Genomic DNA, 12,391 nt, shown 5'->3' with positions numbered 1-12,391 from the left:
TAGGCTGATGTTTTTTTTGTTACCTAAAATTGCTCAAATGAAATAGATGAAGTTAATAATTTTTTTAATAAAAGTAAAAAGGAAAAAAAGCTTCTTAAAAGAATTGTATAACATATATATATATATACTGATAAAGAAAAATCGCCAAATGGCGAGCCTTTAGGTAAAGACAGAGAGGATATAGCACTTGTATTTAATACCCAAAATTGAAAAATACGCCAATTTCTTCTAGGCTACCAATTTATACAATTCTTAATATGTAAAAAAAGATTAAGAGCTGTATCGTTTGGAAAAAATGGTAAAGAGATAATAGTTGAAATTTTTCATGAAAGGAATATAATAATAGTCAAAGATAGTCAAAGTCAGTAAAGGTGGTAAATAGATGAAGAATATATCAGATATTATTGAACAATATCTAATGCACTACTTTGACATATCCGATAAAGATTATGTCGAGATAAAAAGAAGTGAAATAGCGAATAAATTTGATTGTGTACCTTCTCAAATAAATTATGTAATTAATACTAGATTCACATTAGAAAGAGGATATGTAGTAGAAAGTAAACGCGGTGGTGGCGGGTATATTCGAATTATTAAAGTGCAATTTCATGATAAAGCGAGCGTGATTGATCAAATATTAAGTAGCTTTACTAATAATATTGCACAGTCTAGCTCAGAGGACTATATTCGTCTACTACTTGAAAAAAATGTAATTACTGGGCGAGAAGCAAAAATGATGTTAAGTGTATTAGATCGTTCAGTAATAATGGTTAATTTGCCTTATCGAGACGAGTTAAGAGCAAGAATGTTTAAGGCAATGCTAAGAAGTTTGAAGTATAAATAGAATATGGAGGTTGCCCATAATGATTTGTCAAGAATGTCAAGAACGTCCGGCAACATTACACTATTCTAAAATTATTAATGGTGAGAAAACAGATATTCACTTATGTGAGAAATGCTCAAATGAATCGAATAATAAACATATTTTTTCTGAAATAGGTGGTTATTCTGTAAATGATTTGTTAGCTGGATTGTTTAAAGGTAATACTGGTATTTATGAAATGAAGAAAAATAAATTTCATCAAGATTCCCAAATTGAATGTCCTAGATGTAAGATGACTTTTCAAAAATTTACTAAAATTGGACGTTTAGGTTGTTCTACTTGTTATGAAACATTTATGGATCAGATGAAACCAATTGTTAAAAGAATTCATAGTGGTAATGTATCGCATACAGGGAAAATACCTCAAAAGATTAATGGGGCGATCTCCTTGAAAAGGAAGCTACAAGACTTGAAATCTCAAATGCAAAATTTTATTGATAAAGAAGATTTTGAGCAAGCAATTAAGATACGGGATGAAATTCGTGAAATTGAAAAAGATTTACAAGCCCTTCAAAAGGAGGTGGAGTAAGTTACATGTCTATTAATCGAATTATTAATGAGGCCATCAGTCCATGGATGAAACAAGAAGGTCCAGATGATGATATCGTTTTAAGTAGTCGTATTAGGTTAGCTAGAAATTTCAGTGCATATTTGTATCCAACTTTACTTAGTCAAGACAAGGCTAAAGAAATTTGTCATTTAGTTAAACATTATTTTGAAGGTAGTACAGCTTTACCAAACGGACCTTTTGAATATATTGAAATTAATAAGTTAGAACCAGTAGAGAAAAGAGTATTAATTGAAAAACACTTAATAAGTCCTAATTTAGTTCAAGAGTCGGTACATGGTGCATGTATTTTATCTCAGGATGAACAAATTAGCATTATGATTAATGAAGAAGACCATTTAAGAATTCAAGCTCTATTTCCAGGTTTACAACTTAGAGAGGCACTTACTCAAGCGAATCATATTGATAATTATATAGAGAGTCAGCTTGAATATGCTTTTGATGAAACAATTGGTTATTTAACCAGCTGTCCTACTAACGTTGGTACCGGATTAAGGGCATCAGTGATGATGCATCTTCCAGCACTAGTCATCACGAAACAATTTAACCGTTTAATACCTACTATTAATCAACTTGGTTTAGTAGTAAGAGGAATTTATGGTGAAGGTAGCGAAGCATTAGGTAATATCTTTCAGATTTCGAATCAAATAACATTAGGGAAATCGGAAGAAGAAATAATAGAAGATTTAACGACAATTGTTCAACAACTGATCAAACACGAGAAATCAGCAAGAGATGCACTTGCCAGAACTTCTTTAATTCTTTTAGAAGATCGAGTCTTTCGTTCTTTAGGTACATTGAAATACGGAAGAATAATAGAAACAAAGGAAAGTGCTAAGTGTTTATCGGATGTACAATTAGGAATTGATTTAGGTTTAATTGATGGTTTGTCTAAAAACTTTTTACATGAATTAATGATATTAACTCAACCAGGTATTTTACAACAGTATGTCGGTGATCAGCTTACTCCCGAAGAAAGGGATATTAAAAGAGCATCGCTAATACGTGAAAGACTATCTAATAAAAATAACTAATTATATGGGAGGAACCAATTATGATGTTTGGTCGATTTACAGAACGTGCTCAAAAAGTATTAGCTCTTTCTCAAGAAGAGGCAATCCGAATTGGACACTCAAATATAGGTACAGAACATATTTTACTAGGACTTGTTCGAGAGGGAGAAGGGATTGCTGCTAAAGCATTACTTGCTCTTGGATTAAGCCCAGAAAAAGTACAACAAGAAGTAGAAACATTAATAGGACGTGGCCAAGGAGTCGCTCAAACAGTACACTACACTCCAAGAGCTAAAAAAGTGATTGAATTATCAATGGATGAGGCTCGTAAATTAGGGCATTCATATGTAGGAACAGAACACATCCTTTTAGGATTAATTCGAGAAGGAGAAGGCGTAGCAGCAAGAGTATTAAATAATCTTGGTGTTAGCTTAAATAAAGCTCGTCAACAGGTTCTTCAATTATTAGGTAGCAATGAAAGCTCGTCTAATCATCAAAATGGATCTGCTAATCAAGCAAACACACCGACATTAGACAGCTTAGCTCGTGATTTAACTGTATCAGCTAGAGAAGGTCGCTTAGATCCTGTAATCGGGCGTGGTAAAGAAATTCAGCGAGTAATTGAAGTGTTAAGCCGACGCACTAAGAACAATCCAGTATTAATTGGTGAGCCTGGTGTAGGTAAAACAGCTATTGCAGAAGGATTAGCTCAACAAATTGTTAATAATGAAGTACCAGAAATTTTAAGAGATAAGCGAGTAATGACACTTGATATGGGTACTGTCGTAGCTGGAACTAAGTACCGTGGTGAATTTGAAGATCGTCTGAAAAAAGTAATGGACGAAATTCGTCAAGCTGGTAATATTATTCTTTTCATTGATGAACTTCATACATTAATTGGTGCAGGTGGAGCAGAAGGTGCAATTGATGCATCTAACATCTTAAAGCCATCATTAGCACGTGGTGAACTACAATGCATCGGTGCAACAACAATTGATGAATACCGTAAATATATCGAAAAAGATGCTGCGTTAGAGCGTCGTTTCCAACCAATTCAAGTTGATCAGCCGAGTGTAGAGGAGTCAATTCAAATTCTTCAAGGCTTACGTGACCGTTATGAGGCACATCATAGAGTATCAATTTCTGATCAGTCAATTATTGAAGCTGTAAAACTATCTGATCGATATATTACAGACCGTTTCTTACCGGATAAAGCAATTGATGTTATTGATGAGGCAGGTTCTAAAGTAAGACTACGTAGCTTTACAACACCGCCAAATTTAAAAGAATTAGAATTAAAATTAGAGGAAGTTCGTAAAGAGAAAGATGCAGCTGTTCAAAGTCAGGAATTTGAAAAAGCAGCATCATTAAGAGACTCAGAACAAAGATTACGTGAACAATTAGAAGATACGAAACGTCAATGGAAAGAGAAACAAGGTAAAGAAAATACTGAAGTAACTGTAGAGGATATAGCGAATGTTGTATCATCATGGACGAATATTCCAGTTACAAAACTTGCTCAAACAGAGGCAGATAAACTGTTAAATATGGAAAGTGTTCTTCATAAACGAGTAATTGGTCAAGAAGAAGCAGTAGTTGCAGTTTCTAAAGCTGTAAGACGTGCAAGAGCTGGATTAAAAGACCCAAAACGACCAATTGGTTCATTTATTTTCTTAGGTCCTACAGGGGTAGGTAAAACAGAGTTGGCTCGAGCATTAGCTGAAACAATTTTCGGGGATGAAGATGCGATGATTCGTATTGATATGTCGGAGTATATGGAAAAACACGCAACATCTCGTTTAGTAGGAGCACCTCCAGGATATGTAGGATATGATGAAGGTGGTCAATTGACTGAGAAAGTTAGACGTAAACCTTACTCAGTAATACTATTAGATGAAATTGAGAAAGCTCATCCAGACGTATTTAATATCCTACTTCAAGTATTAGAAGATGGTCGATTAACTGATTCAAAAGGCCGCACAGTTGACTTTAGAAATACACTTGTTATCATGACATCAAACGTTGGAGCAAGTGCTTTAAAAACAAATAAATATGTTGGATTCAATATTAATGATGGAGAAAAAGATTACAAAGATATGAAAGGAAAAGTATTAGAGGAACTGAAAAAAGCATTCCGTCCTGAATTCCTAAACCGTATCGATGAAACAATCGTCTTCCATTCATTAGAGAAGAAACATATTAAAGAAATTGTTCACTTAATGGTTAATAGCTTAACGAAGCGTTTAAAAGAACAAGAAATTGAACTAGAATTATCAGATGCAGCAATTGATAAAATTTCAGATGAAGGATTCGATGCTGAATACGGAGCTCGTCCATTAAGAAGAGCAATTCAAAAACAAGTAGAGGATCGTTTATCCGAAGAATTATTAAAAGGTAATGTTGAAAAAGGCCGAAAAGTTATTCTTGATGTAAAAGATAACGAATATTTGATAAAATCAGCGGCTGAAACTGTAAATCAATAAGCAATTACAAAGTTCATACCTTTTATGAAGGATAAGTGAACAAATTAATTGTAAAGTTATCTAATTTGTGAAAAAGGGCGTGAAGCCCTTTTTCTTATATCAAAAAAGCGTTAGGATAGACTTAGAATACATACTCTATTAATATAGAAAATCATAGTAACAAAAGAGGTACTATACATATGGCTAAAAAAAATAAAACGAAATTCGTTTGTCAATCCTGTGGATATGAGTCAGTTAAGTGGATTGGAAAGTGTCCTGCATGTAACGAGTGGAATACAATGGTTGAGTTTATAGAACAACCTGCTAGTTCAAGAAGGCTAACATTTAATACAAATGCTACAGTAGAAGGAACGAAACCAATTTCAATCATGGAAGTGGAAATTGGCACTGAAACTCGTATTGAAACCTCTTTCGATGAGTTTAATCGGGTTTTAGGTGGCGGTATCGTTTTAGGTTCATTAGTATTAATTGGTGGTGACCCGGGAATTGGTAAGTCGACGATGCTCTTACAGGTTTCCTCACAATTGGCTAAAAAGGATCATAAAGTTTTATATGTTTCAGGTGAAGAATCTCAGAAGCAAATAAAATTAAGAGCAGAACGACTAGGTGTCGCTACACAAAAATTATATGTTTTATCAGAGACAGATTTGTCTTATATAGCTCGATATATGGATGAGATGGCTCCTGATTTTGTTGTAATTGATTCGATTCAAACAATCTATTTACAAGAAGTAACATCTGCTCCTGGTAGTGTATCACAAGTACGAGAGTGTACTTCAGAATTAATGAAAATCGCGAAAACAAAAGGTATCCCGATCTTTATAGTAGGACATGTAACAAAAGAAGGATCAATTGCAGGCCCACGTTTACTGGAACATATGGTAGATGCAGTGTTATATTTTGAGGGTGAAAGGCATCATACATATCGAATATTAAGGGCGGTTAAAAATCGTTTTGGATCTACTAATGAAACTGGTATTTTTGAGATGAAAGAGTTAGGATTAGTGGAAGTGCTGAATCCATCGGAAATATTCTTAGAAGAGAGACCTTTTGGAGTAGCAGGTTCAACAGTTGTTGCTTCTATGGAAGGTACTAGACCTGTACTAGTTGAACTACAAGCACTTGTCTCTCCAACGAGCTTTGGAAATGCAAGGCGAATGGCAACTGGTATAGATCATAATAGAGTATCGTTAATTATGGCTGTATTAGAAAAGAGAATGGGCCTTTTATTACAAAATCAAGATGCTTATTTAAAGGTTGCTGGAGGACTGAAGTTAGATGAGCCTGCTGTAGATTTAGCTGTTGCAGTAAGTATAGCATCAAGCTTTCAAGATAAACCTACTAATCCAACAGATGTAGTAATTGGTGAGATCGGTTTAACAGGAGAAGTTCGTAGGGTATCTAGAATAGAGCAAAGAGTACAAGAAGCAGCTAAACTTGGATTTAAAAGGGCAATAATTCCATCAAAAAATATTGGAGGATGGAGTTTTCCTGAAGGAATGGAAATAATAGGTATTAATACAGTACATGAAGCATTAAAATACGTGTTAGGAGGGTAGAGATGGAGGATCAAAAACAAAAAGCTAAATCAATGTTGCCAGTTTTAGAAATGATTGCTCCAGGTACACCATTGCGTGATGGCATTGATAATGTACTTAGAGCACAGACTGGAGGACTAATTGTACTTGGCTTTAATGATGAAACAAAAGAAATGGTCGACGGTGGTTTTCATATTAATGACCCTTTCTCTCCAGCTAGCTTATATGAATTAGCAAAAATGGATGGAGCGCTCATTTTAAATGAAACAGGTTCAAAAATCCTGTTAGCAAATGCACAATTGATACCAGATCAATCAATCTTTACAAAAGAAACTGGTATGCGTCATCGAACTGCAGAACGAGTATCAAGACAGACAGGAAACTTAGTAATTGCTATTTCGCAAAGACGTAATGTTATTACCTTATATAAAGGTAATTTGCGCTATACACTGCGAGATATCGGCGTAATTTTAACAAAAGCTAATCAGGCGATCCAGACTCTTGAAAAATATAAAATTGTGTGGAATCAAGGGATTACTTCACTTAGTATTTTAGAATTTGAAGAGCTAGTTACATTATTTGAAGTTGTAAATGTCTTACATAGTGTAGAAATGGTTCTTCGAATTAAAAATGAAATTAATAACTATGTAATTGAACTTGGTGATGAAGGAAGACTGATTGAATTACAGTTAATTGAAATCATTTCGGACCTTGAGGAGGAGGCATTACTTTTAATAAAGGATTATCATTATAGTAAGGAGCAAGATCCTAAAAGTATTTTGCAAAAACTCCAAGAACTGGCAAATGAAGAATTGTTAGAGGATCATGCCATTATTAAATTGCTAGGTTATCCGAATAACACAAATCTTGAAGAAATGGTAGAACCTAGAGGATATCGTATGTTGATGAAAATTTCTAGACTACCACCGCTAGTGATCGAAAATCTAACACAGCGATTTAAGCACCTTAAAGGGATCTACAAAGCTACTCTTGCTGAGTTAGATGATGTTGATGGGATTGGTGAAATTCGTGCAAAAAAAATCAAAGAAGGATTAAAACGAATTCAGGAGCAACTGTATATCAATAGACATAACTAAGTTATTTCGTCTAAGATAGAGTTATTATTTATTTAAAGGAGGTGGCGAATTGATAAAGAGGATCGTTCAAGTTATTTATATTTTTGTCGGAAGTACTTTAGGTTTAGTACTTTTTCCACTATTAGATAAACTGTTAAAAACAGAGTTACCTAATATTTTGCATAATTCTTATGTGCAAGCTTTAAGTGGAGCAGTGATCTTTTTTATTTTATCGCTTTGGTTAGTTGACCCAACAGTAACGTTTATCAAGTATATTGAGGAGAAATTATTAAAAGCTCCTATTTCAATGATTTTGTTTGGTAGTTTAGGACTTGTTTTTGGACTTATTCTGGCATTTCTTATTTCATTGCCAATTGACTCAATTAGATTACAGTATGTTTCATCAATTATTCAAATAGTTGTTACGATTTTATTAGGATATTTAGGTTTTCAAGTTGGGATTAAAAAGAGAGAAGAATTATTGAGTTTATTTACTTTATCTTCAAAAGCCAAGAAAAAGGCTGCTGAAGATCAAGATGCATCATTCGATATTCCAGTTAAAATTTTAGATACTAGTGTAATCATTGATGGTCGTATTGCTGATATATGCCAAACTGGATTCATAGAAGGAACAATTGTGATTCCACAATTTGTATTAGCAGAATTACAATATATAGCTGATTCCTCAGATACGTTAAAACGAAATAGAGGACGAAGAGGATTAGATATTCTAAATAGAATTCAAAAAGAGCTAGCTATGAAAGTTGAAATCTACGAAGGGGATTTTGAAGATGTTCCTGAAGTAGATGCCAAATTAGTAAAGCTTACTAAATTAAAAAATGGTATTTTAGTGACAAATGACTTTAATTTAAATAAAGTAAGTGAACTTCAGCAAATTAAAGTTTGGAATATTAACGATCTAGCAAATGCAATTAAACCAGTAGTATTACCTGGGGAAGTATTAACTGCTTTTGTAGTAAAAGAAGGTAAAGAAAAATTACAAGGTGTTGCATATTTAGATGATGGTACAATGATCGTTGTAGAAGACGGTAAAGAATCAATTGGTAAACGAGTAGAGACTGTCGTTACGAGCGTACTACAAACTTCTGCTGGTCGCATGATTTTTGCAAAAGTAAAGTAAGTTAGAGGGGTATACGTAAAATGCAATATAAGGTCATCATTCCAGCAGCGGGTTCTGGCTCTCGAATGGGTGCAGGCTATAATAAATTATTTCTAAAAATAATTAGCTCGCCAATTATTGAATTAACTTTAAAAGTATTTGGCGAAGATCATCGTTGCAATGAGATTATCTTACCGATTAAAGAATCTGAAAAACAGTTCTTTGAAACTTTAAATTTGCCAAGCTTTATTCAAAATAAAATAACCTATGTAAAAGGTGGAGCAGAAAGGCAAGAAAGTGTTTATAATGGTTTAGTTTCAATTAAGGATACTGAAAGTTTTATTTTAGTACATGATGGGGCGAGACCTTTTGTAACAAATGCAGTGATTGAGCGGATTCTTGAAAAGATGAATGAACATGAGGCAGTCATCTGTGCTGTTCCAATGAAAGATACAATAAAGAAGGTTATTGATCAAGAAGTCGTTGAAACAATCGATCGTTCTACACTATGGGGAGTACAGACTCCCCAAGCTTTTACATACAAATGTTTAATAGAAGCGCATCGAAAAGCAATCGAAAATGGTTATTTAGGAACTGATGATGCTAGCTTAGTTGAATGGAACGGAAGTAAAGTTTTTGTAGTAAATGGAGATTATAACAATATTAAAGTAACAACTAAAGAAGATTTGTTTTTTGCTGAAACAATCTATGAACAATATAGAGGGTAGAAGGTGTTTACATGTTTAGAATTGGACAAGGGTTTGATGTTCACGCTTTTGCAGAAAATCGCCCATTAATTATTGGTGGAATTGAGATCCCATACGAATTAGGTTTATTAGGTCATTCTGATGCCGATGTTCTTCTTCATACAATATCGGATGCATTATTAGGGGCTATTGGTGAAGGAGATATAGGTAGACATTTTCCGGATACAGATCCAGCTTTTAAAGATGCTGATTCAGCAAAACTACTTCAACATGTATTTCATATTGTTAAGAATAAAGGCTATGAGTTAGTTAACGCGGATTGTACGATTATTGCTCAAGCGCCTAAAATGGCACCATATATCCAATTAATGAGAGAGCGAATTGCAGAACTGCTAGAAACGACATCTGATTGTATTAATGTTAAAGCAACAACAACTGAAAAATTAGGTTTTACAGGAAGAAAAGAAGGAATTGCATCCCAAGCGGTTGTATTGTTACAAAAGAAGGCTTAAACTAATAAAGTATAATAATTATTCAGTGGAGAGTGTCTATAAATGTCAAATAGAGTAAGAGTTCGTTATGCACCTAGTCCGACAGGTCATTTACATATTGGAAATGCACGTACAGCATTATACGTATATTTATTTGCTAAGCATTTTAACGGTGATATGGTATTACGTATTGAAGATACTGATATCGAACGTAATGTTGAAGGTGGCGAAGAAAGCCAAGCGAAATATTTACACTGGTTGGGTATTGATTGGGATGAGGGTCCAGATAAAGGTGGCGAGTACGGTCCTTATCGTCAGTTAGAAAGACTAGACTTATACAAACAATATGCTAATGAATTAATTGAGAATGGTCATGCATACAAGTGCTATTGTACAGAGGAAGAGCTTGCAGCGGAACGTGAAGCGCAATTAGCGGCTGGTCATCCAACTACACGTTATAGCGGAAAATGCCGTCATTTAACAGCTGAAGAAAGAGCTGTTAAAGAAGCAGCAAGTGCAGAGCACACTATTCGTTTTGCAGTACCAGCAAACGATACGTATGAGTGGGAAGATATCGTTCGTGGAAATATTAAATTTGAATCAAAAGATATCGGTGACTGGGTTCTTGTTAAAAAGAACGGAATCGCTACTTATAACTACGCGGTAGTAGTTGACGATGCATTAATGAAGATTAGTCACGTACTGCGCGGGGAAGAGCATATTTCTAATACGCCTAAACAAATAATGGTCTATCGTGCATTAAATTGGGATGCTCCAGATTTTGGTCATATGGCAGTAATTGTGAATGAAAACCGTAAAAAGCTTTCAAAACGTGACGAATCTGTATTACAATTTATTGAACAATATCAAAATCTTGGCTACTTACCAGAAGCGTTATTTAACTTTATTGCTCTTCTTGGTTGGTCACCAGTTGGTGAAGAAGAAATTTTCAGCAAGGATGAATTTATTAAGATTTTCGATCCAAGCCGTTTAAGTTCTGCTCCTGCTATGTTTGATAAGCAAAAATTAACTTGGATTAACAACCGATATATTAAAGAGCAACCATTAGAAAAAGTGGTAGAAATTTCATTACCACATCTAATTAAAGCTGGTTTTGTAAATGAAGAACGCACTGCAGACGAAAATCTGTGGGTTACAAATCTAGTAGCTTTATATCAAGACCAAATGAGCTTTGGTGCTGAAATTGTAGAATTATCAAGCCTATTCTTCAAAGAAGTATTTACATTCGGTGAAGAAGAGCAAGCTGTTATTTCTGAAGAGCAAGTGAAGGAAGTACTTTCAGCATTAGTTGAAGAACTTAACGCTTCTGAAGAATTTACAGTTGATTCAATTAAAGCTGCAATGAAATCAGTTCAAAAGTCAACTGGACAAAAAGGCAAAAAGTTATTTATGCCAATTCGTGTTGCAACAACTGGTCAATGTCATGGTCCTGAATTACCAGCAGCGATGACTTTATTAGGAAAAGAAAAAGTTATTGCCCGTTTACAACAAATAATTGGTTAACATTTTGATTTATTTGTAATATATATAAGTAATATTCATATAGGTAAAATGTTGATAGGGAAAAGTAAATGGCTACTCGTTACCCAGAGAGAATCACATTGGTGAAAGTGATTTTAACGGTAGTCATGGAAGTGCCCCCTTGAGTCCTTAGCCGAAAAATACGTTTTAGTAGGCTAGGGCGGTGGAAACCGTTACATTACATGAGTTGAGATAAATTTATTTTATCTAAACAGAGTGGAACCGCGCATAAAGCGTCTCTGTGTATGTTATGTACACTGGGACGCTTTTTATTTTTTATAGAGAAAAAAATCAAATTCTTAATAAATTCTTTAAGGGGAAATGAAGATGCTAAAGTACATGAAGGAAGATGTAGCGACGATATTTGAACGCGATCCAGCCGCTACTAGCTATTTAGAAGTTATACTTACGTATGCTGGTTTACATGCATTATGGCTTTATCGATTTGCTCATTATTTCTATCGGAAAAAATGGCACTTTATTGCAAGAAGTATTTCACAGTTTGCTCGGTTTTTAACAGGAATTGAGATTCACCCAGGGGCGAAAATTGGTAGACGATTTTTTATCGATCATGGAGCAGGAGTCGTAATTGGAGAAACATGTGAAATAGGTGATGATGTTACGATTTATCAAGGGGTAACATTAGGTGGAACCGGTAAGGAAAAAGGTAAGCGACATCCAACCTTATTGAGTGGGGTACTAGTAGCTACGGGAGCAAAAGTTCTAGGGTCAATCACAATCGGAGAAAATGCAAAAATCGGTGCAAATTCAGTTGTACTAAAGGATGTTCCAAATAATACTACGGTTGTTGGTATACCTGGTAAGATAGTTGTTCAAGATGGAATTAGAGTTAATAATCAATTTGATCACTGTGATCTACCTGACCCAGTAGCAGATCGATTACTACAACTAGAAGCGGAATTAGAAGAGCTAAGAAGTTTAATGAGAATATCTGAAAGGAAGTAAAACG

Annotated in this window: 11 protein-coding genes and 1 other annotated feature; all 11 genes read left to right on the top strand. The window is 34.4% G+C overall.

Annotated features, from left to right (window positions below; translation table 11 throughout):
- Positions 1 to 382: 382 nt before the first annotated feature.
- Positions 383 to 844 carry a CtsR family transcriptional regulator gene (locus COI44_RS15590; protein WP_069033588.1) on the top strand — a complete coding sequence of 154 codons (462 nt, stop codon included), beginning with the start codon at positions 383 to 385 and terminating at the stop codon, positions 842 to 844.
- A gap of 19 nt (positions 845 to 863) precedes the next feature.
- Positions 864 to 1,412, top strand: coding sequence for a protein-arginine kinase activator protein McsA (gene mcsA, locus COI44_RS15585; protein ID WP_098428755.1), 549 nt, complete (start codon positions 864 to 866; stop codon positions 1,410 to 1,412).
- Between the two features lie 5 nt (positions 1,413 to 1,417).
- Positions 1,418 to 2,485, top strand: a complete 1,068-nt coding sequence (mcsB, locus tag COI44_RS15580; RefSeq protein WP_069033590.1) for a protein-arginine kinase McsB — start codon at positions 1,418 to 1,420, stop codon at positions 2,483 to 2,485.
- 20 nt (positions 2,486 to 2,505) lie between these two features.
- On the top strand, positions 2,506 to 4,947 hold the full coding sequence (clpC, locus tag COI44_RS15575; protein ID WP_098428754.1) for an ATP-dependent protease ATP-binding subunit ClpC: 2,442 nt from the start codon (positions 2,506 to 2,508) through the stop codon (positions 4,945 to 4,947).
- A gap of 179 nt (positions 4,948 to 5,126) precedes the next feature.
- A complete protein-coding gene (gene radA / locus COI44_RS15570) occupies positions 5,127 to 6,506 on the top strand; it encodes a DNA repair protein RadA (RefSeq protein WP_098428753.1) in 1,380 nt (459 codons plus the stop codon).
- 2 nt (positions 6,507 to 6,508) lie between these two features.
- Entirely contained in the window at positions 6,509 to 7,582 is a 1,074-nt protein-coding gene (gene disA / locus COI44_RS15565) for a DNA integrity scanning diadenylate cyclase DisA (protein WP_069033593.1), read from the top strand.
- A gap of 49 nt (positions 7,583 to 7,631) precedes the next feature.
- Complete coding sequence (locus COI44_RS15560; protein WP_098428752.1) at positions 7,632 to 8,702, top strand: PIN/TRAM domain-containing protein; 1,071 nt, start codon at positions 7,632 to 7,634, stop codon at positions 8,700 to 8,702.
- Between the two features lie 20 nt (positions 8,703 to 8,722).
- Positions 8,723 to 9,409 (top strand): 2-C-methyl-D-erythritol 4-phosphate cytidylyltransferase, encoded by a 687-nt coding sequence (gene ispD / locus COI44_RS15555; RefSeq protein WP_098428751.1) that lies wholly within the window; start codon positions 8,723 to 8,725, stop codon positions 9,407 to 9,409.
- A gap of 11 nt (positions 9,410 to 9,420) precedes the next feature.
- On the top strand, positions 9,421 to 9,900 hold the full coding sequence (ispF, locus tag COI44_RS15550) for a 2-C-methyl-D-erythritol 2,4-cyclodiphosphate synthase (RefSeq protein ID WP_098428750.1): 480 nt from the start codon (positions 9,421 to 9,423) through the stop codon (positions 9,898 to 9,900).
- Between the two features lie 42 nt (positions 9,901 to 9,942).
- Complete coding sequence (gene gltX, locus COI44_RS15545) at positions 9,943 to 11,403, top strand: glutamate--tRNA ligase (RefSeq protein ID WP_098428749.1); 1,461 nt, start codon at positions 9,943 to 9,945, stop codon at positions 11,401 to 11,403.
- 42 nt (positions 11,404 to 11,445) lie between these two features.
- Positions 11,446 to 11,665, top strand: a binding site (T-box leader).
- Between the two features lie 83 nt (positions 11,666 to 11,748).
- On the top strand, positions 11,749 to 12,387 hold the full coding sequence (gene cysE / locus COI44_RS15540) for a serine O-acetyltransferase (RefSeq protein WP_097978211.1): 639 nt from the start codon (positions 11,749 to 11,751) through the stop codon (positions 12,385 to 12,387).
- Positions 12,388 to 12,391 lie beyond the last annotated feature (4 nt).

Origin of the sequence: Bacillus sp. AFS088145, from assembly GCF_002564465.1 — a bacterium.
Taxonomy (GTDB): domain Bacteria; phylum Bacillota; class Bacilli; order Bacillales; family Bacillaceae_G; genus Gottfriedia.
This window is presented reverse-complemented; position numbering and strand designations above follow the sequence as displayed.

Coding starts and splice junctions, on each gene's coding strand:
- COI44_RS15590 (WP_069033588.1), top strand. CDS start 383: ATGAAGAATATATCAGATATTATTGAACAATATCTAATGCACTACTTT.
- mcsA (WP_098428755.1), top strand. CDS start 864: ATGATTTGTCAAGAATGTCAAGAACGTCCGGCAACATTACACTATTCT.
- mcsB (WP_069033590.1), top strand. CDS start 1,418: ATGTCTATTAATCGAATTATTAATGAGGCCATCAGTCCATGGATGAAA.
- clpC (WP_098428754.1), top strand. CDS start 2,506: ATGATGTTTGGTCGATTTACAGAACGTGCTCAAAAAGTATTAGCTCTT.
- radA (WP_098428753.1), top strand. CDS start 5,127: ATGGCTAAAAAAAATAAAACGAAATTCGTTTGTCAATCCTGTGGATAT.
- disA (WP_069033593.1), top strand. CDS start 6,509: ATGGAGGATCAAAAACAAAAAGCTAAATCAATGTTGCCAGTTTTAGAA.
- ispD (WP_098428751.1), top strand. CDS start 8,723: ATGCAATATAAGGTCATCATTCCAGCAGCGGGTTCTGGCTCTCGAATG.
- ispF (WP_098428750.1), top strand. CDS start 9,421: ATGTTTAGAATTGGACAAGGGTTTGATGTTCACGCTTTTGCAGAAAAT.
- gltX (WP_098428749.1), top strand. CDS start 9,943: ATGTCAAATAGAGTAAGAGTTCGTTATGCACCTAGTCCGACAGGTCAT.
- cysE (WP_097978211.1), top strand. CDS start 11,749: ATGCTAAAGTACATGAAGGAAGATGTAGCGACGATATTTGAACGCGAT.